19 protein-coding genes are annotated in these 19303 nt (G+C 46.7%); 10 read left to right on the plus strand and 9 right to left on the minus strand.

Annotation, left to right across the window (positions count from 1 at the left end; genetic code table 11):
* Window positions 1-17: 17 nt before the first annotated feature.
* From fdnG to D0S45_00105, 3 genes are read left to right on the plus strand one after another with little or no spacing between them, the layout of a single operon-like run.
* On the plus strand, window positions 18-2441 hold the full coding sequence (gene fdnG, locus D0S45_00095) for a formate dehydrogenase-N subunit alpha (GenBank protein TIH19779.1): 2424 nt from the start codon (window positions 18-20) through the stop codon (window positions 2439-2441).
* The gene (locus tag D0S45_00100; protein ID TIH19780.1) at window positions 2441-3184 is read left to right on the plus strand and encodes a formate dehydrogenase; all 744 of its coding nucleotides are present in this window, start codon (window positions 2441-2443) and stop codon (window positions 3182-3184) included. Before fdnG ends, D0S45_00100 begins: the two co-directional genes overlap by 1 nt.
* A gap of 17 nt (window positions 3185-3201) precedes the next feature.
* Window positions 3202-3621 (plus strand): cytochrome C, encoded by a 420-nt coding sequence (locus D0S45_00105; protein TIH19781.1) that lies wholly within the window; start codon window positions 3202-3204, stop codon window positions 3619-3621.
* A 96-nt stretch (window positions 3622-3717) separates the two neighbouring features.
* Here the strand turns inward: D0S45_00105 and tsaA are convergent, their stop codons facing one another.
* Both tsaA and D0S45_00115 read right to left on the minus strand, forming a co-directional pair.
* Complete coding sequence (gene tsaA / locus D0S45_00110) at window positions 3718-4221, minus strand: tRNA (N6-threonylcarbamoyladenosine(37)-N6)-methyltransferase TrmO (GenBank protein TIH19782.1); 504 nt, start codon at window positions 4219-4221, stop codon at window positions 3718-3720.
* An 80-nt stretch (window positions 4222-4301) separates the two neighbouring features.
* Window positions 4302-5408 (minus strand): M20/M25/M40 family metallo-hydrolase, encoded by a 1107-nt coding sequence (locus D0S45_00115; protein ID TIH19783.1) that lies wholly within the window; start codon window positions 5406-5408, stop codon window positions 4302-4304.
* A 236-nt stretch (window positions 5409-5644) separates the two neighbouring features.
* Here D0S45_00115 and D0S45_00120 point away from each other — a divergent pair, with 236 nt between their 5' ends.
* Entirely contained in the window at window positions 5645-6205 is a 561-nt protein-coding gene (locus D0S45_00120; GenBank protein ID TIH19784.1) for a lectin, read from the plus strand.
* Window positions 6206-6281: 76 nt separating this feature from the next.
* Here the strand turns inward: D0S45_00120 and D0S45_00125 are convergent, their stop codons facing one another.
* The 6 genes from D0S45_00125 to D0S45_00150 all read right to left on the minus strand — a co-directional run bounded on the left by D0S45_00125 (window position 6282) and on the right by D0S45_00150 (window position 12183).
* Complete coding sequence (locus D0S45_00125) at window positions 6282-6539, minus strand: HypC/HybG/HupF family hydrogenase formation chaperone (GenBank protein ID TIH19785.1); 258 nt, start codon at window positions 6537-6539, stop codon at window positions 6282-6284.
* A 21-nt stretch (window positions 6540-6560) separates the two neighbouring features.
* Window positions 6561-7052: a HyaD/HybD family hydrogenase maturation endopeptidase gene (hybD, locus tag D0S45_00130; protein TIH19786.1), complete on the minus strand. Its 492-nt coding sequence runs from the start codon at window positions 7050-7052 to the stop codon at window positions 6561-6563.
* Between the two features lie 269 nt (window positions 7053-7321).
* A complete protein-coding gene (locus D0S45_00135; protein TIH19787.1) occupies window positions 7322-9031 on the minus strand; it encodes a nickel-dependent hydrogenase large subunit in 1710 nt (569 codons plus the stop codon).
* Window positions 9032-9088: 57 nt separating this feature from the next.
* Window positions 9089-10036, minus strand: a complete 948-nt coding sequence (locus D0S45_00140; GenBank protein TIH19788.1) for a twin-arginine translocation signal domain-containing protein — start codon at window positions 10034-10036, stop codon at window positions 9089-9091.
* Between the two features lie 483 nt (window positions 10037-10519).
* A complete protein-coding gene (locus tag D0S45_00145) occupies window positions 10520-11173 on the minus strand; it encodes a dTMP kinase (protein ID TIH19789.1) in 654 nt (217 codons plus the stop codon).
* Window positions 11149-12183: an HD domain-containing protein gene (locus tag D0S45_00150; GenBank protein ID TIH19790.1), complete on the minus strand. Its 1035-nt coding sequence runs from the start codon at window positions 12181-12183 to the stop codon at window positions 11149-11151. Before D0S45_00150 ends, D0S45_00145 begins: the two co-directional genes overlap by 25 nt.
* A 159-nt stretch (window positions 12184-12342) precedes the next feature.
* Between D0S45_00150 and surE the strand changes: the two genes are divergently transcribed.
* The 3 genes from surE (at window position 12343) to gap (ending at window position 15440) form a co-directional block, all read left to right on the plus strand.
* Window positions 12343-13098, plus strand: a complete 756-nt coding sequence (surE, locus tag D0S45_00155) for a 5'/3'-nucleotidase SurE (protein TIH19791.1) — start codon at window positions 12343-12345, stop codon at window positions 13096-13098.
* 196 nt (window positions 13099-13294) lie between these two features.
* Window positions 13295-14218: a class II fructose-1,6-bisphosphate aldolase gene (gene fba, locus D0S45_00160; protein ID TIH19792.1), complete on the plus strand. Its 924-nt coding sequence runs from the start codon at window positions 13295-13297 to the stop codon at window positions 14216-14218.
* 235 nt (window positions 14219-14453) lie between these two features.
* The gene (gene gap / locus D0S45_00165) at window positions 14454-15440 is read left to right on the plus strand and encodes a type I glyceraldehyde-3-phosphate dehydrogenase (protein ID TIH19793.1); all 987 of its coding nucleotides are present in this window, start codon (window positions 14454-14456) and stop codon (window positions 15438-15440) included.
* Between the two features lie 61 nt (window positions 15441-15501).
* Here the strand turns inward: gap and D0S45_00170 are convergent, their stop codons facing one another.
* Window positions 15502-16260, minus strand: coding sequence for a M15 family peptidase (locus tag D0S45_00170; GenBank protein TIH19794.1), 759 nt, complete (start codon window positions 16258-16260; stop codon window positions 15502-15504).
* A gap of 227 nt (window positions 16261-16487) precedes the next feature.
* Between D0S45_00170 and D0S45_00175 the strand changes: the two genes are divergently transcribed.
* The 3 genes from D0S45_00175 (at window position 16488) to D0S45_00185 (ending at window position 19299) form a co-directional block, all read left to right on the plus strand.
* A complete protein-coding gene (locus tag D0S45_00175) occupies window positions 16488-17300 on the plus strand; it encodes an amino acid ABC transporter permease (protein TIH19795.1) in 813 nt (270 codons plus the stop codon).
* 24 nt (window positions 17301-17324) lie between these two features.
* Entirely contained in the window at window positions 17325-18158 is an 834-nt protein-coding gene (locus D0S45_00180; protein TIH19796.1) for an amino acid ABC transporter substrate-binding protein, read from the plus strand.
* 256 nt (window positions 18159-18414) lie between these two features.
* Window positions 18415-19299 (plus strand): amino acid ABC transporter substrate-binding protein, encoded by an 885-nt coding sequence (locus D0S45_00185; GenBank protein ID TIH19797.1) that lies wholly within the window; start codon window positions 18415-18417, stop codon window positions 19297-19299.
* The last annotated feature ends 4 nt before the right edge of the window (window positions 19300-19303 follow it).

The following is a 19303-nucleotide window of genomic DNA, read 5'->3' on the forward strand; positions in this document are numbered from 1 at the left end:
CGTTCGGACGCGGCGCGATGACCAACCACTGGAATGACCTTCAGAACAGTGATTGCATTTTGATAATGGGCAGTAACGCTGCCGAAAACCATCCCATTTCATTCAAATGGGCTGTAAAAGCACAGAAACGCGGTGCCAAGATCATTCATGTGGATCCGCGCTTCACTCGTACTTCCGCACGCTCGGATGCATACATCCCCCTGCGTTCCGGTACTGATATCGCAGTGCTTGGCGGGATGATCAACTATCTCATCAAGAACAAGCGTTACTTCCATAAATATATGGTTGATTACACCAACGCTTCTTTTATTGTTGGTAAAGACTTTGATTTCAAAGACGGCCTGTTCTCCGGCTTTGATTCCAAGACCAATTCCTACGACAAATCCAAGTGGGCATTTGAAGTGGACGACAAGGGCATTCCCAAGCAGGATAAGTCCTTGCAAGATCCCAATTGTGTTTTTCAGATCCTGAAAAAACACTATGCCCGTTATACCCCGGAAAAAGTATCCTCCATTTCCGGTGTATCCGTAAAAGATCTCGAATTACTTTACGACACCTACACCGCCACCGGAAAACCGAACAAGGCCGGAACCATCATGTACGCCATGGGCTGGACCCAGCATAGCGTCGGCGTACAGAATATCCGCGCCATGGCCATGATCCAGCTCATGCTCGGTAACATCGGTATTGCTGGCGGCGGCGTTAACGCCCTGCGTGGGGAATGTAACGTGCAGGGCTCCACTGACTATGCCCTGCTCTATCACATCCTCCCCGGCTATCTGAAAACTCCTCTTGCCGGACAGGATTCCCTTGAACAGTACAACAATACGTACACTCCCAAGAGCAACGATCCTGAATCCGCCAACTGGTGGCAGCACTATCCCAAGTACTCGGCCAGCCTGATCAAGGCCATGTACTCTGAAGATACCCCGGAACAGGGCTATCAGTACCTGCCTCGCCTTGATAACCATAAGGCCAGCCAGTATTCTTGGATTCCGCTCATCGACCGTATGTATGAAGGTAAGTTCAGCGGCAGCCTGATCTGGGGTATGAACCCGGCCTGTTCCAGTTCCGATTCCGTCAAGACCCGTAAGGCTCTGGGCAAACTGGACTGGATGGTCAACGTCAACCTCTTCCAGTGCGAAACAAGCGACTTCTGGAAAGGCCCGGACATGGATCCCAAAAAGATCAAGACCGAGACCTTCTTCATTCCCTGTGCTTCTGCAATCGAGAAAGAAGGTTCCGTATCAAACTCCGGTCGCTGGATGCAGTGGCGTTACAAAGGTCCTGACGCTTTTGGCGATGTAATGACCGACGGCCATTACTTCCATGAAATCTGGGAAGAACTTAAAGCCCTCTATGAAAAAGAAGGTGGTGCGTACCCTGAACCCATCACCCACCTAAGCTTTGACAACATGTGCGAGGAAAATGACCACGGCCACATGGAATTCAGTGCCCGTAAAACAGCTAAACTCTGTAACGGCTGGTTTACCCGCGATGTTGAAGTAAAGGGCAAGAAATTCAAAAAAGGACAACAGGTCCCCAGCTTCGCCTACTTGCAGACAGACGGTTCCACTACCTCCGGTAACTGGCTGTACTGCAACTCTGTCACCGATGATGAAAACAAGAGTATGCGTCACGACGCTTCCCAGACCAAGGAACAGGCCAATATCGGACTCTTCCCGAACTGGACATGGTGCTGGCCTGTAAACCGCCGCATCCTCTATAACCGTGCATCCGTTGATGAAAAGGGACAGCCTTGGGCACCTAAGAAAGCAGTCATCAAATGGAACGGTTCCAAGTGGATCGGTGATGTACCTGATGGTGGCTGGAAGCCCGGTACCCGTCATCCGTTCATCATGCGTAAAAACGGCTTCGGACAGCTCTACGGCCCCGGTCGCGCTGACGGTCCCCTGCCGGAATACTACGAACCGCTTGAGTGTCCGGTAAAGACACATCCTTTCTCCAAAACCCTGCACAACCCCACGGCTGTTCAGATCAAGGGTGAGGAAAAGGCAGTTTGCGATCCGCGCTTCCCGTTCGTCGGCACCACCTACCGCGTCACCGAACACTGGCAGACCGGTTCCATGACCCGCTGGCAAGACTGGCTGGTAGAAGCCGAGCCGCAGATGTTCGTGGAAATCAGTCCTGAACTGGCCAAACTGCGCGGCATTGAAAACGGTGAAAAAGTCACTGTTGAAAGTGTACGTGGCTCGCTCTGGGCAATCGCCATGGTTACCGAGCGTATTCAGCCTTACAACATCAACGGAACCGACGTTCACATGGTCGGTATGCCTTGGCACTACGGCTGGGTAACTCCCATCAACGGCGGCGACTCTGCAAACATCGTAACTCCAAACGTAGGCGATCCGAACACCGGTATCCCCGAATACAAGGCCTTCATGGTCAACATCCGCAAGTGGAAGGAGGGTGATAAATAATGTCCGGTAAAAGCTTCTTTGTAGACCTCACCCTTTGTACCGCCTGTCGTGGTTGTCAGGTTGCCTGCAAGCAGTGGAAAAAACTCCCTGCCGAGCACACTCGTAATGTGGGTTCTCACCAGAACCCGCAGGACCTGTCATCCAAAACAATCCGTCTGGTCCGCTTCAGCGAAGCACGCGACGAAGACGGTAAATTCCGCTGGCTTTTCTTCCCGGAACAGTGTCGTCACTGCATCGAGCCTCCCTGTAAGTACATCGCGAACATGTACAAGCCCGGCTCAGTGGTTCAGGACGAAAAGACCGGGGCAGTCATCATGACTGACAAGGCCGTGCTGCCCAAGGGTAAAGTGGAAGGCTGGGAAATGTGTCCTTACAACGTTCCCCGTCAGGACCCGGAAACTGGTCTCTTCTCCAAATGCGATATGTGCATCGATCGCGTGGAAATGGGCATGCAGCCTGCTTGTGTACAGAGCTGCCCCACCGGAACAATGAACTTCGGTGACCGCGCAGACATGCTTAAGCTGGCTGAAGAAAGGCTTGCGGTAGTCAAAAAGACCAACCCCAACGCCTACCTCGCCGATCCCGAGGATGTGCGCGTGATTTACCTTTGCGAAACCAAGCCTGAGAACTACTTTGATAATGTTGTAGCTTCTGCTGACCAACGCAAAACAATCATGGCAGCAAGAACCCCGTCCAAAACCTCAAGACGCGGATTTCTTACCGCTCTTAAAAATAAAGCCTAGCAGGCAGGAGAAATAAGATGAAAAAATTATTGATCGCATGCCTGTGCTTGATGGGCATTGTGTTTGTCGCCATCGGCGCGGGAGCACAGGAAGATTGGACCGCCCCTGATGATGATCAGGTCATCAACTTCATCAAAGGCAAGAGTCCTCAAGATCACGGTGTGGTATTCAATCATTCGAGCCACGAAAACTACGAATGTGCTGACTGCCACCACAAAATGAAGAAAACAGGCGAGCCGACCAGTTGCGCCACCTGTCATAATAACTTTGAACCGATTCCGGCTAAGGGGTACAAATCCTACTTCAAGGCCATGCACTACAAGCGTAAAGACCTTAAGCGCGCTTCCTGCCTCGGCTGTCACGTAAAGGAATTCGGTAATGACACAGAAATGACCGGATGCGTTAATTCCGCCTGTCACCCCGAAGGAATCAAGTAATAACCTAATATAAAAACAGTCTATTCCTCTAAGAAAGCCCCCCGCCGAAAGGCAGGGGGCTTTTTACTTTTCATACAGCCTAAAAAAACAGACGTTTTAATCTTCCGCAAATCGCTCATCAGATTTTAGGGTCTCGGATTTTTCCGCATTGGTTTCCAGCCATCCGAAACGATCGGCAGGAACTGCATCAAACTTTGTCACGTAAGGCTTGATATCGATCAACGGGGTTCCGTCAAGCACATCCACGCCCCGGATATGCAAAATATTTCCCTCAATGCGGAGTAATTCCACAGTAGACTTACCAATCATATTCGGCCTGCGCGGGGCACGGGTGGAAAAAAGTCCCCGCTCCTCTGTATCCATGAACGGTTTAACCTTCAGCTTGTAACCTTCATTTTTATGAAAATGATACAGCAAGATAATGTGCGAAAAACCTTCAAGGTCCTGTAAACCTTCTTCCAAAGCACCGTGAAGCTCAATCGTCCCTTCAATATCTTTTGCCCCGGAAGGTTGGATAGGCATACCTTCCGGTGTTTCAAAAGGGGAACGGATGTATCCGATAGGATGAAATATTATGGCGTCTTTTTCCGGTAATGGCATAATTCTCTCCGCAATCCGTTAGTTTAGTCTCTCCTGAAGTTGAAGTAGTACTTTAACTTCAGGAGAGACTTTTAATCAATCTATCTTTTCATAATCTCAGCCACCAACTCAGCGCAGCTGGTAAGACTATCGATTTTAATGAATTCTTCAGTAGTGTGAACCTTGCTCATGCCGATGCCCAAGGCCACGGCATTGTACCCTTTTCCATAAAGAATGTTGGCGTCACTGCCGCCGCCGGTAGGTACTCTTTTAGGAGTAGCACCAATATTGTTGCAGGATTTTTCAACTCTTGCCAGCACAGCACTATCATCGGCCACATGGAGAGCGGGATATGAAATTTCATATTCAAACTTGTACTCACCGCCTACTTTCTTAACAGCAGCAGCGCAGCATGCTTCCATATGCTCAAGCTGTTTATTGAGAGATTTATCATGCAATGAGCGAGCTTCAGCTGTCAGAATTGCGGACTCGGCAACAATATTGGTTGCGCTCCCGCCTTCAATATGTCCGAGGTTTGCAGTGGTGCTTTCATCGATACGCAGCAAATTCATATTGGAAACAGCTTCCGCCGCAATCTGGATAGCACTTATTCCTTCTTCCGGCGCAATTCCGGCATGTGCGGATTTTCCAGTGAAGGTCATAGTAATTCCAGCCTTGGCAGGAGCGGCAACAACTATGGTTCCCACATCACCACTGGAATCAAGTACAACAATATCTTTAGCCGGAAGCAAATCAGCATCCATATTCTTTGCGCCGTGCATGCCTGATTCTTCGCAGATGGAAAATACAAAATAGATATCAGGATGCGGGATAGACTCTTCTTCAAGATGCGCCAAAGCTTCGATGGCTATGGCTATCCCGGCTTTGTCATCACCGCCAAGAACAGTCTCCCCGGCACTGCGGACCACATCACCGTCAAGAATCGGTTCAACACCGATGCAGGGCTGGACACAATCCATGTGAGCGGAAAAGGCTATAGGCTCGCCCTCTCCGGTAGCAGGAATATGCACGATGAGGTTCCCGGTATTTCCACCGCTAAGTTCCCCGGCTTTATCTTCGCGGACGTTATAGCCTCGTTTCTCCATTTTTTCACGCAGATAAGCGGCAACATCCTTCTCTTTCAAGGATGGACTGTCAATTCGTACAAGATTTAAAAAAAGCTTAAGAATTCGCTCTTGATTTATCATATTATCTCCAAAAATTTAATTAAATTAAGATTTGCAAAATTATTAGTGAACCATATGCTTGAACTGTGGAATTTTCTACCAAAATATTACCCTGCAACACATTATCATTTTTCATTATTTTTAATTCAACCAAAGAGATAAACGACTTTATACTAAGTAATACTTGCTTAATGCATACTTAATGAATATTATTTAAAGGTATGAAAAGACTTAGGGGAAACATTGAGGGGTCAAAAATGAAACACTTAAATGTATTAGCTTTTGTTTTAATCCTTATTACATTGACTGGCGGACCAACACTTGCTTCAACATTTTCTTTTGGCGGATCTGAATATATCATTTTTCAGTCGAATGGTATAAATTGGAGCGACGCCAAACTTGCAGCAGAATCCGTAGGCGGCCATCTGGCAACTATTACATCTGTTGCCGAGAACAATTTCCTTAAAAGTACAGTATTTCAGGGGCTGGACAAAGCTTACTGGCTTGGAGCTTATCAGACAAATGATGAAAACCGCCAAAACCCGACATCTAACTGGCATTGGGTGACAGGTGAGAATTGGGATTTTACTGATTGGTACGCCTCTGAACCGAACAACCAAAGAATTGATGAAATGTATTTAAGTGCAGATCAGCGCTTCGACTTCCAATGGAATGATGAAGGCTCAGCAATATCTACCATGATCAGCGGGTATGTGGTTGAAAAACCAACAGCACCGACTCCTATCCCCGGTGCTATCTGGCTCCTCGGGGCATCCCTTGTCGCCTTGTTTGGATTCAAAAAGAAATTCGTCAAATAATCATTTTCAAATAAATCAAAAAAATCCCGGCAACCTATCAGGCTGCCGGGATTTTTTTGTTTGAAAGGCTTAGCTGTTAAGCATTACATGCTTTATTCTTTTCAGCTTCGGTCAATTCAATCATCTCGCGTAAAATTTTCAAGGTCTCTTCCGCCTCTTTGGGATCGAGCTTACGCAAAGCAAATCCGGCGTGAACAATGAGATAATCATCGATTTCAACTTCATCGGGTAAGAGCATGAGCGACGCATCAAGGTAGGTCTCGCCCTCACCCACTTTACATTTTGCAACTTGATTTTCAATGGACTTAATTTGAACAGGAATAGCTAAACACATGGAAACACCCCTTCTCGGCGATTACGCCATCTTTTCATAACTGCCGCCGGCAGCAGAAACTTCCTCAAGCACCTTTTCCATCATGAATGGAAGCCGCTCCAGCGTTACATCAGAAACTTCATCATGCATGGTCTCATAATCCTTCGGCTCTACGCCGATAACCACGCATTCAGGACGTCTGTCGCACAACTCACACAGGACCATTGTGTCAAGCAGGTCGGTCTGATGCATTGAATCCTTGAAAGCCAGACTCCTACGCAAATCTTCTCCTGTCAAGCGGTAAACCGAACCCGGTTCGTCATTACCCAGCACCGCATCCACTACAATCAGGAAGTCACATTCCATCATAGGCCCCATAAGCTTTGTGCCTAGAGTGCCTCCGTCCATGACTTCGACGTTGTCGGGAAATGAGTATTGGGTCATCAACTCATTTACCACCTTCACGCCGATACCTTCATCAGTAAAAAGTATGTTTCCCACACCAAGAACTAAAATTTTTTTCTCTTCGGTCATTCAGATGCCTCCGGCGGCTATCCGAGGGCCAGAGGGAAAAACTTTTGCAAAAAGCTATCCACCTCTAGACTCCCCTTTTCAAAACCTTTTAGCGGGCTTCGCTACGGGTCTTCAAATTTTTACAGTCCATTTCTATTCCATCCCTATAGATTTGTGTAGCTCAATTCGGAATGGTAATTCAATAGAAAAATCAAAATATTACGTATAAAAATTAAAAACGGGAACCCGCATTGCGGGTTCCCGTAATATTTCCTTGAAACTTAAACCAACTAAAGGATCTTAAACTTGTGAACTTCGTTGGTCTTTGCGTCGATGACGTGTACACCACAAGCGATGCAGGGGTCATAAGAGTGAACAGTACGCAGAATTTCAACAGGTCTCTTAGGATCTGCGATAGGAGTACCCATGAGGGCTTCCTCAACTGCGGACATCTTGTTCTGGTTACAGCGGGGACCGAGGTTCCAGGTTGAGGGAACAACCAGCTGGAAGTTTTCGATCTTTCCGCCCTTAATCTTAATCCAATGAGACAGGGCTCCGCGAGGTGCGCCAACAAAGCCAACACCTTCTGCTTCATCAGGCATTTCCCATTCAACAGCGAGGTCAGTGTTACCGGAAGCAACATTGTCTTCAAGATTGTTAACCCAGTCAGCCATTTTCTTACCGGCGACAACAGTCTCAATACCACGAGCAGCAGTTCTACCGAGGGTGGAGAACAGAGCTTCAGGCCCAACACCCAAAGTGCCAAGAACGTGATTGACGACAGGAACAACATCTTTGTTTCCACGAGCGTAAGAAACAAGCATCTGTGCCAGCGGACCAACTTCCATGGATTCGCCTTTATAACGGGGAGCCTTCATCCATGAGTAACGATCACGATCTTCATAGTTTGTGTACTTGGGATCAGTTTCGCCTTCATACGGATGCAATGAAGAATCACCATCATACCAACTGTGACTGATGTCTTCCTTGATGGAATCAGGGTTGAAATCCATGACGTTACTGAGGTCACGATTCATGATCACGCCCTGCTCAAGGTAACGACTGTTGACATCAGATTCAACATCAGGGAATTCACCGAAAGTCAGGAAGTTTGTGGTACCGCCGATTCCGGCCCAATCTTTATAATAAGATGCAACCATCAGCAGATCAGGAATATAGCATTCGTTAACAAACGCCATTGTCTCATTATAGAGATCCTTGAATTCCTGAATGCGTTTCGGAGTCAAAGATTCGTAACAGGTCACGCCGCCCACGATGGTGAACTGGGTGTGCGGGTTCTTTGCGCCGAAAACTGCCATTGCGCGTGCAGCTTTAACCTGAAGATGCAGACCTTCAAGATAGTGCGCGGTGGCAATGAGGTTTTCTTCGGGGCGCAGGTAGTACGCATCATGACCGCCGAGAAAGTAAGCATTGGTGAAGATACCGAGCTGGCCGGAATCAACAAACTTTTTCAGCTTTTCCTGCACTGCCTTGAGATCTTCAGGCTTGGTTACGCGTGAAGACTGGCTGTTTGCGATTTTGGCCGCCTTTACAGGGTCAGCCTGAAGCGCGCTTACAACATCAACCCAGTCAAGGGCATGCAGATGATAGAAATGCACGATGTGGTCATGCAGGTATTGAGCACCCAGCACGAGATTACGGATAAGACGCGCATTTTCAGGCAGGTTCTTATCAACACCGACTGCATTATCAACACAGCGGGTGGAAGCCAGTGCGTGGGTATAAGTACATACACCGCAGGAACGCTGGGTAAAATGCTGAGCATCACGAGGATCACGGCCTTTCAGAATAATCTCCAGACCGCGGAAGAGCTGGGAACTACTCCAGACATTACTTACTTTACCATTTTCGACTTCCACTTCGATCTTGAGGTGACCCTCAATTCTGGTAAGCGGATCGACAATCACCGGACCGGTGTAGTTTTTATCAAAAGGGGTCGCCGCTACTGCGGGGCCCGATTTAGCCTTGCAACCAGACATATACAATCCTCCAAATGAATAGAAAGTTGGCTTTAAACTTCTATGTAGTTGACAGTACTAACCCTGCTCGTAGAACGGGCTCATTTCATCCCAGAAATCGGGCTCACTGCAACCGATGCAGGGGTGACCAGCCTCAACAGGCCAGTTGGTCTGATTAAACTTGACTTTCGGACAGTTATTATAGGTGTCCGGTCCCTTACATCCAAGCTCGTACAGGCAGTAGCCTTTCTTGGCTTCTTCGGATGAAAAGGAAGTTGCAAATTCATCATTATCAAAATGCTTAAGTCTCGGGCAGTTGTCATGCACGGACTCACCGTAAAAGAGAGACGGACGACCGATATCGTCAAGCTCGGGAATACCCTTGGTCAAATAATGAACAACGGTACCAACGAAGTTGAATGGGTTGGTCGGGCAACCGGGCAGGTTTACGGTAGTCACGCCGCCGAGAGCATCGGAAACGCCTTTGGCTTTGGAAGGGTTGGGCGCAGCAGCCTGCACACCGCCATAACAGGAACAGGTACCGATACAGATGGTAGCTTTTGCGTTGGGAACAATTTCCTCAACGATTTCAAGCATGGTCTTACCACCTACTTTACCCCATGCTCCATCTTCGATGGTGGGAATGGCTCCTTCAACAACACAGATATAGCCTTCAGGAGAGCTTACTGCTTCGTGCAGTGCTTCTTCAGCGGCATGACCTGCGGCAGCCATGATAGTTTCATGGTAGTCGAGGGAAATGGTGTCGAGAATAAGAGCATCAATGTAAGGAGAAACAGTACGAAGAACAGCTTCTGAGCAGCCTGTGCATTCAGCTGCATGCAGATAAACAACAGAAGGACGCTTTTTCTGAGTCAGGGCTTCCGCTACGGTCGGCGCAAAAGCAGGTCCCATACCCATTACGGCGGCGGTTGTTGCGCAGAACTTCATGAAATCGCGGCGGGAGACGCCATTCTGCTCAAGGCGTTCTTCCGCTCCATCCTTTCCGAGTCCCACAGAGAATTTCATAAAAACCTCCATCCTCTAATTAAAGATCAGTGGGGCTTACCCCCTGACATTGCGGGCTTCGATCCAAGGCCGGAAACGTTCCCGCCCAAAAAAACCGCAATGCATAATAATTTTATCCATCAGGTTCGCTTTATCAATACAAGTCTCACCTTGATACTGCCTCTCATGCGAACGCTAATGTATTGAAAATTCTAATTACTCTTAAATCATTTTACTATGACAGCGTCAACCCCAAATAGAAGATTATTGTTTTTGATGCATATTTCGGTAGATCATAGATAAAAATTGCACTAAGTATCATCATTTTTCAATTCATATGCTCTAAACAACAATCATCACTTACTTCGTTACCTTCAATTGCAAAAGCTTTAACCTTGAAATAATAAACTTGCATTTCTTACATATTTCAAAATCGTAACACACAATAAAAAGGCGCAACTCCAGAAGAGCTGCGCCATACAAAAAAACTTATAAAATCAAACGTTAACCGTTAGTAACGAAATTCCCTTTTATCCTTTCAACAACTTTTTCCTTAATTTCAGCAAATATTTCATCAGGAGTCTGATCTGCATTAATAACAACTATTCGTTCATTATTAAGTGCGGCCCAAGTCAGATATCCTTCGCGTACCCGACCGTGAAAATCAAGAGACTCAGCTTCAAAACGCCCTTCTTCCTGCATCTTATTTTCCTGCAAATTGCGAGTCATGGCTCGCTTCAGGCCAATCTCCGGTTCAATATCAAGCAGGACAGTCAGGTCAGGCCAGTTCCCGGAAACCGCAACATCATTAAGTTCGCGCAGAAGCTTGGGATCAAGACCGCGTCCATAGCCCTGATAAACTATGGTAGAGTCAGCAAAACGGTCAGAAATGATAATCTTTCCGGCATCAACAGCAGGCTTAATCACCTGTCCTACGTGTTGGGCACGGTCAGCAAGATAAAGAAAAAGCTCACATTCGCCTGTAATATCGGTGCTATCCATGTTGAGCAGAATCTTGCGCAGTTCCCTCCCAATGCGGCTGCCTCCCGGCTCAAGAGTAACTTCAACATCGTGGCCGGATTCTTCAAGAAATGTTGTAAGTTTCTTGATCTGGGTCGTTTTACCGGTCCCTTCTATGCCTTCAAAGGTAATGAACATTGAGCCTCCGATTTTTTGAGTTCACACTTGCTTGACGGGTTATCAGGTGATTTTTCCGCCTTGTATAAATATCTCTCCAGAAACCGCTGATACGGAGTCCAGTTACTGTCTGAGCCTTCCAATTTACCTAATTCCGCGAAAATTGTATTCATTTTAGCGTCAATATTATCAGCAAAATGTAGAATAAACGCTTCCGGGGTCTTCGGACGTTTGGGTGCGCCGTATTCATACTCCCCGTGATGCGAAAGGATTAAATGCTTCAAGTGAAGCTTTAACTTTGGATCAAGATCTTTTGCCTTCTGTAAAAACGGCTCCAGAACTTCCACACCGATGTGGATATGACCAAGCAAACGCCCTTCATCAGTATAGTCATTGGTCAAGCCGCCGGAAAGCTCCCATGCCTTGCCGAGATCATGAAAAATTGCAGCAGCAAGTACGACCTGCCTATCCACTTCCGGGTAGTTATCGCAGATGGACATACACAGCCTGACAACAGCCAATGTATGCTCCAGCAAACCGCCCACATATGCATGGTGGACAGTCTTGGCCCCGGTGGCAGTTAATAGCTTGCTATGTATAGTTTCATCCTTGAGTACCCGGCGACAGAATTTTTTCCATGGAATATGAACCATATGCTCGGCAATAAGGTAATCCAAATCCTGCATCATATCTTCGGGCTTTTCTACACTGGAAGGAAGAAAGTCTGTGATATCCAGTCCGGCGACTTCAGGGTCAATGATATTGAGAAATTCCACAGTGAGTTGCGGTTTATCCCGGTACGCCCCGACCAGTCCCCCGGCAACAACAAACATGCCCGCCTCAAGAGACTGAAAAGATTGACTTAAAGGACTCCAGATCTTTGCTTCAACAGCGCCGGAATTATCCTGCAAACGCAGATTCCAGAACGGACCGTTTCGGGATTCACGCAGTTGAGCATCGCCGATAAGGAAGACATCCTTAGCTCTCTCTCCGTTTATAAGATCTTTAATATATGTATATTTTTGTGACACTTCTTGCTATTCCTGAATTGCTTTGATACCTCGCCAACAGGCAACGATTTTTTTTACCCTTATCAACGGCGTTTTATATAACTGCCCGGAATTTGTATTCATAGTCAACCTACAAGAAGACTGTCCAATTATTTTTGAAATGTCCACCGGAGAAAGTTGATGAATATACTTCTGACCAACGACGACGGCATTCAGGCTATCGGCCTGCGCGCACTTTATCACGGCCTGAAAAGAGCCGGGATGAATGTTCAGGTGGTCGCCCCTGTAGCGGAACAATCCGCAGTGGGACACGCCGTATCGCTCTCTTCACCCCTTCGAGTCAAGAAATTTGAAGAAGACGGCTTTACCGGGTTGGGTGTTTACGGGACTCCGGTCGACTGCGTCAAGCTCGGACTGACCACCCTGCTGGAAACAAAACCTGACATCGTGGTCTCCGGGATTAACAGCGGAGCCAATGTAGGCGTTGATATTCTATACTCGGGAACGGTCTCCGCTGCAACTGAGGGCGCGCTCATGGGCTACCCGGCAATGGCGGTTTCGTATGACAGTTTTAAACCGGAAGAATTGACAGATCAGGGAGACTACTGCGCAGAGCTGCTCAAAAAAATCCCTTGGGAGAGCCTTGGTGACAAGACCGTGGTCAATCTGAATTTCCCGGCTGTCCCGGTCAAGGATGCCGGGGGACTGAAAATCTGTCGCCATACTCGTGTCTCATGGCAGGACTGGTATGAAACACGTGAAGACCCGCGCGGACATAAATATTACTGGCTTGACGGGGTGATGCCCAAAGAAAAAATAAGTTCCGGTACAGACCGGGATCTATTGACAAAAGGGCATATCACCATGACTCCGTTGCATTTCGATTTTACTGACCGTGAAGCAATTGTGACACTGGAGCAAAGCTTCGGTGCATAGTTCATGTTCTTTTTAAAGAGTATGTGGACATTTTGTTTCATGATAGGATATATAAAGAATATTTGGAACCAATTTGCGGCAACTGCAACTGAATAAGGGAAGTAAGGCAGGCAAAATAATTTTGTCTGCCCGGTAATAATTTCAGAAAAACTGCCGCGTCATCATTTAAGTATTGTTATCCATTAAGGAGGATTACATGCCACTAGTTTCGCCCAAGGAAATGTTCGAGGGAGCCTATGCCGGCGGCTATGCCATTGGCGCGTTCAATGTGAACAACATGGAGATCATTCAGGGAATCATGGAAGCGGGAAGCGAGGAGAACGCTCCCCTTATCCTTCAGGTTTCCGCCGGAGCTAAAAAATATGCCGGACTGGGCTACATCACAAAATTGATGGAAGCTGCCCTGCTGGAGACAGACCTTCCGGTAGTGCTTCATCTCGACCATGGCGCGAACTTTGAAATCTGCAAGGAAGTAATCGATGGCGGTTTCACATCTGTCATGATCGACGGTTCACATCTTCCTTTTGAAGAAAACATTGCTGAAACCCAAAAAGTAGTTAAATACGCTCACGACAAAGGAGTTTGGGTAGAAGCTGAACTCGGTCGCCTTGCCGGGGTTGAAGAAGATGTTGTTTCCGAAAAAACCATCTACACCGACCCTGACGAAGCAGTGGAATTCGTAGAGCGCACAGGTTGCGACTCCCTTGCTATCGCCATCGGCACCAGTCACGGCGCATACAAATTTACCGGTGAAGCAAAACTCGATTTTGACCGCCTCGATAAAATCAGCTCTTTGATGCCTAACTATCCCATCGTACTGCACGGTGCATCCAGTGTTGTTCCCGAGTTCGTAGCCATGGCTAATGAATTCGGTGCGGATATTGGCGGCGCAAAAGGCGTTCCCGAAGATCTCCTGCGCAAAGCAGCTTCTAAGGCCGTCTGCAAAATCAACATCGACACTGATATCCGTCTTGCAATGACCGCGGTTATCCGCAAATTCATGGCTGAGAACCCCACTGTATTCGACCCGAGGGGCTATCTGGGTGAATCCCGCAAGGCTGTTAAGGAAATGGTTCGCCACAAAATTATCAATGTGCTGGGTTGCTCCAACACCATATAGATATGAATTTTTACAGGCCGTTTTTTAGGGAATTAACGGCCTGTATTAAATAAACCAGGGACCCGCATCTTTGATAGATGCCAAAGGGAAGAATGTCTCAGGGCAAACACACCGCAATCAGGGAAAATCGCGGTTCAGACGTGTTCAGCCCCGGAAATCTTGAATTTAACCGGATCAGCTAAAGGAGCTCTCCGGGTTTCGGGCTTTCTGAGACAGAATAAGGAGAAAACAAGCAATGGCTGTAAAAGTTGGTATTAATGGGTTTGGCAGAATCGGGCGCTACCTCGTCCGCCTGATTCACGACAGTAAGGATTTCGATCTTGTCGCTGTAAACGCTCGTGCATCTAATGAAGACCTCGCTCTTCTTTTCAAGCACGATTCCGTACATGGAACCTTCCATGCTGATGTAGAAGCTAATGATGACGGCTTTACCATCAACGGCAAGCAGATCAAGGTTACCAGATGCGCTCCCGGCGAGTGGCTCTGGAAAGACCTCGGCTGCGACATGGTTGTTGAAACCACAGGAAAATTCCGTGACCGTGCCAGCTGTGAAAAACACATGGCCTGCGGTGCGAAAAAAGTTGTTCTCAGCTCACCCGGCATTGATTCAGATACAACAATCGTCATGGGTGTGAATGATGGTGACCTTACACCGGAACACAATATCATTTCCGGAGCATCCTGCACCACCAACTGTCTTGCGCCTGTTGCCAAAGTCATCAACGATGAGTTCGGCCTTGAACGCGGGCTGATGACCACTGTTCATGCCTATACCATGAGCCAGAGAGTTCTGGATGGTTCCCATAAAGACATCCGCAGAGCACGGGCTTGTGCGGTGAATATGGTTCCCACCACCACTGGCGCGGCCAAGGCCGTAACTATGGTTATTCCTGAACTGGCAGGCAAACTGGACGGCATGTCCATCCGCGTTCCCACACCCAACGTCTCCCTTGTGGACCTTACTTGCGACCTCGGACGCAAAACCACCAAGGAAGAGGTTAACGCAGTGCTCGCCAAAGCTGCCAATGAGCACATGGGCTATACTGAAAAACCCCTTGTCTCCACTGACTATCTTGGCGACACCCACGGCGGTGTTGTTGACGGTCCGCTGACCGAAGTTATGGACGGCAAAATGCTCAAGCTCATCATCTGGTACGACAATGAAGCAAGCTTCACTAATCAGCTCGTCCGTTTGATGAACAAAGTAGCTGGAATGATGTAGAAAATATTCTCATCTGAAAGCATAAATCCCTCTCGACCCGTTGGGTTGAGAGGGATTTTATTTATATCACAGCGGCCTGTATGTGCATCCAATCATAATTCTTTTTCAAGCCTAAACTGTTCCAGCCTTCATCTATCCATATTTCCCACCATTTGTCATATTCCGGCTGTGCAAATATGGCTTTATCGCGTCCCCAAGTTTGCTGGTTGCGGGCTGGATCGTAATCAACCGCAATACCCCAGCTATGCGTTGAGTAACGCGTACCTTTTCTTATTTTACGGACATCCAAACACCCACCCCATTTATCCAGATTTAATTCTTGTATGCGATCATATCCGTAATGTTCAAACACCCTATGCAACACCCGCTCAAGGCTGTCATGAACTTTTTCATGACAAAAAAATGAATTAATGACTTTCTCTGGTTTCCAAGAAAGGATGTGCGGATACGGGAGGTGCAGACGAACTTGATTCTGTCCGACTTTACCATAAAATTTAAAAAGTTCTTTTTCACTTTGTGAAGGCCAATTCATTTGCTGATAAACAGTTCCCTCTCTTGAAGAAAAATGAAATCTAAGCTTACGGTACATAGCATCAGTTTCATCAGTCCAACGACCATTGATAATCACAGGACCGAAAATTCTGCCCATCAGCAATTGCAGATATCCGGAAAGACATTCGCGCCTTGTCCAATGATTCTCAATTTCCGTCAAACTTCGCAAAGCTCCCATAGTCTTTGGTCCAGCAATACCGTCACAAACAAGGCTAAAGCCTTCTTCGTTCAATCTTTTTTGTACAAATCTGACTATCTCCCTATTCATTTCTCCTCCACTATTTAAAGGACAACTAAAAAAGGCTTCATACAGAATTTTGAAAGCAGGAAAACCAAGTCATATTTATACACAAAATAATATCAAAAGAAACCTTATTCATTTAACCAGCAATGAATATCAATAAAAAAGTACCAGCATTTCATCCAAATTGTCATTGACCTGATCAATTAATTAACCTTCTGGATTTGTGTTCTATTTCATAGTACTTAGTATTAATGTTTGCTTCTGACGGCCAACAACTAAAGGCCGATAATAAAAAAACTTACCTTTTTGATTCCCTGCTCTTCTGTTTAATCCTTCTTGGTTTTTGCTACCTTCTTTATAAAGGAACAGAATCTCTTGGTTATAATTGGCAGTGGTTTCGGATTCCAGGATTTATATTCAGCTTCAATGAAGGTAAACTCGTTGCAGGACCTTTGCTGGAAGGATTGGCTGTTACCCTTAAAATTACGGGTTTAAGCTTTATCCTGACCTTTGTAATCGGCTTGGGTACGGCCATTATGCGCTTGTCCAATTCATTTACAGCTAAAGGATTATCCCGCATCTATCTGGAAATAATCCGTAACACCCCGCTGCTCATCCAGCTCTTTTTCATTTATTTTGTTGTTGCTCCCATAATTGGGATTAACGGATTCTGGGCATCAGTTATTGCCCTTAGTCTTTTTGAAGGTGCTTACGCATCTGAAATATTCAGAGCCGGGATAACTTCCATAGATAGAGGCCAGTGGGAAGCGGCCTACAGCCTAGGGGGAGATAAAAAATTCGCCTACCTGAATGTAGTCCTGCCGCAGGCTGTGCCCCGCATAGCTCCTCCTCTTGCTGGGCAGGCCATTGCACTGGTTAAGGATTCTGCTTTGGTCAGCACTGTCGCCATTTACGACCTGACCATGCAGGGGCAGTCCATTATTTCTGAAACATTCCTAACTTTTGAAATTTGGTTTGTTGTTGCAGCCATATACCTTTCCATTACGCTTTTGCTTTCGTGGGTACTGGATACTGCCGCCCGTAGATTCAAGAGCGAATGGTAACCTACAAACAAACTGGAGAAAAAAATGACCTTATGGAGAACAATCACCGTCGGTATCACTACCGCGATTTTGATCATGGGACTTTCTTCCGCAGTCTGGGCCGGAGATGCCAGACAAAATCTTTCGCAAGACAGTGCTCTTGAAAAAGTCCTTAAACGTCAGACTCTCAGAGTTGGATTCTCGACCTTCAAACCGTGGGCAATGAAAGGCAAGAACGGCGAATTCATCGGTTTTGAAATTGATGTGGCCAAAAGACTTGCTTCTGACATGGGAGTGAAAATCCGCTTCATCCCCACCAAATGGGACGGCATCATCCCTGCCCTGCTCACCGGTAAATTCGATATCATAATCGGCGGCATGGGTATCACACCCAAACGTAATCTCAAGGTCAATTTTTCTGATCCTTACGAATTCAGCGGCATGTCCATTGTAGCCAACAAAGACGTGGCTGCGGACAAATCCGCGCTGGCTGATTTTAATAATGCTGACACCCGTGTTTCCGTTCGTCTTGGAACCACCGCGGAAAAAGCAGCGAAAAATTTTCTGCCCAAGGCAAAACTCTTAAAATTCAATGACGAAGCTGCTTCCATTCAGGAACTTCTCAACGGCAAGGCGGCCTGCCTCGTAGCTTCCAATCCCCTGCCCGAAACACTTGTGAAAAAATATCCCGGCAAGCTTTACCTTCCTTTGCAAGCCGACTTTACCAGCGAACCTATCGGTTTTGCTGTACGTAAGGGAGATCCGGATTTCCTGAACTTTCTCAACAACTGGATCAGGGTCTGCAACTCCGAGGGCTGGCTTGAAGCGCGCTACAATTACTGGTTTAAAACCGAAGACTGGAAATCGCAGGTAGAATAATCAGCCCCCTACTTGATTCACCAAACAAGATCCTCTCACGTCAAAAATGTCATGAGAGGATCTTGTCTACACCTTTAAATCGCATATAATTATTTTTTAGAACGACAGTTTTGTCCTTTTTTATTAATCACTTCCGATTTTTTTTACTATAGATTATAATAAAAATGACCAATATTTTAATAACGCTTTTTTGCTCGAGAGCGACAACGCCATCCCTCGAAAAATTAAAAGCGTATATTAACCATCGGAGGTAATGATGAACCTGTTGAGAACTGTCTGCGTAAGCATTGTAACTGCTATCCTGATCATGAGTCTTGCATCGGTAGGCATGGCAAATGACACACGACAAGAACTTTCAAAAGACAGCACCCTTGAAAAAGTCCTCAAACGTAAAGCACTCAGAGTTGGTTTTTCCACTTTCAAACCATGGGCCATGAAAGGCAAAAATGGGGAATTTATCGGCTTTGAAATTGATGTTGCCAAGAGGCTTGCATCCGCTATGGGTGTGAAAATAAGGTTCATCCCCACCAAATGGGATGGGATCATTCCGGCACTGCTGACCGGGAAATTCGATATAATCATTGGCGGAATGGGCATAACCCCGGAACGGAACCTCAAGGTCAATTTTTCTGATCCTTATGAATTCAGCGGCATGTCTATTGTGGCCAATAAAAACGTGGCAACCGGTAAATTAACCCGTGCAGACTATAACAACGCAAAGACCGGCGGGGCCGCACGTCTTGCGGCTTTAGAAGATTTTAATAACCCTAAAATTCGTGTTTCTGTACGCCTTGGCACCACAGCTGAAAAGGCGGCAAAGAACTTCCTGCCAAAGGCAACAATCGTTAAATTTAATGATGAAGCTGCCTCTATTCAGGAATTACTCAATGGCAATGCAGCATGTCTTGTTGCCTCCCATCCCTTACCGGAAACACTTGTTGAAAAATACCCCGGCAAACTTTACCTTCCCCTGAAGTCTGACTTTACTCAGGAACCTATCGGCTTTGCTGTACGTAAAGGAGATCCGGATTTCCTGAACTTTCTCAACAACTGGATCAGGGTTTGTAATTCCGAGGGCTGGCTCGAAGCGCGCTACAATTACTGGTTTAAAACCAATCAATGGAAATCACAGGTTGAATAGTTTC

Origin of the sequence: Marinifilum sp. JC120 (assembly GCA_004923195.1) — a bacterium.
Taxonomy (GTDB): domain Bacteria; phylum Desulfobacterota; class Desulfovibrionia; order Desulfovibrionales; family Desulfovibrionaceae; genus Maridesulfovibrio.

Coding starts and splice junctions, on each gene's coding strand:
- D0S45_00180 (TIH19796.1), top strand. CDS start 17,325: ATGACCTTATGGAGAACAATCACCGTCGGTATCACTACCGCGATTTTG.
- D0S45_00115 (TIH19783.1), bottom strand. CDS start 5,408: ATGATAAATCAAGAGCGAATTCTTAAGCTTTTTTTAAATCTTGTACGA.
- D0S45_00100 (TIH19780.1), top strand. CDS start 2,441: ATGTCCGGTAAAAGCTTCTTTGTAGACCTCACCCTTTGTACCGCCTGT.
- hybD (TIH19786.1), bottom strand. CDS start 7,052: ATGACCGAAGAGAAAAAAATTTTAGTTCTTGGTGTGGGAAACATACTT.
- D0S45_00135 (TIH19787.1), bottom strand. CDS start 9,031: ATGTCTGGTTGCAAGGCTAAATCGGGCCCCGCAGTAGCGGCGACCCCT.
- D0S45_00105 (TIH19781.1), top strand. CDS start 3,202: ATGAAAAAATTATTGATCGCATGCCTGTGCTTGATGGGCATTGTGTTT.
- D0S45_00140 (TIH19788.1), bottom strand. CDS start 10,036: ATGAAATTCTCTGTGGGACTCGGAAAGGATGGAGCGGAAGAACGCCTT.
- gap (TIH19793.1), top strand. CDS start 14,454: ATGGCTGTAAAAGTTGGTATTAATGGGTTTGGCAGAATCGGGCGCTAC.
- D0S45_00175 (TIH19795.1), top strand. CDS start 16,488: ATGTTTGCTTCTGACGGCCAACAACTAAAGGCCGATAATAAAAAAACT.
- D0S45_00145 (TIH19789.1), bottom strand. CDS start 11,173: ATGTTCATTACCTTTGAAGGCATAGAAGGGACCGGTAAAACGACCCAG.
- D0S45_00185 (TIH19797.1), top strand. CDS start 18,415: ATGAACCTGTTGAGAACTGTCTGCGTAAGCATTGTAACTGCTATCCTG.
- D0S45_00170 (TIH19794.1), bottom strand. CDS start 16,260: ATGAATAGGGAGATAGTCAGATTTGTACAAAAAAGATTGAACGAAGAA.
- D0S45_00125 (TIH19785.1), bottom strand. CDS start 6,539: ATGTGTTTAGCTATTCCTGTTCAAATTAAGTCCATTGAAAATCAAGTT.
- D0S45_00120 (TIH19784.1), top strand. CDS start 5,645: ATGAAACACTTAAATGTATTAGCTTTTGTTTTAATCCTTATTACATTG.
- surE (TIH19791.1), top strand. CDS start 12,343: ATGAATATACTTCTGACCAACGACGACGGCATTCAGGCTATCGGCCTG.
- tsaA (TIH19782.1), bottom strand. CDS start 4,221: ATGCCATTACCGGAAAAAGACGCCATAATATTTCATCCTATCGGATAC.
- fdnG (TIH19779.1), top strand. CDS start 18: ATGACCAACCACTGGAATGACCTTCAGAACAGTGATTGCATTTTGATA.
- fba (TIH19792.1), top strand. CDS start 13,295: ATGCCACTAGTTTCGCCCAAGGAAATGTTCGAGGGAGCCTATGCCGGC.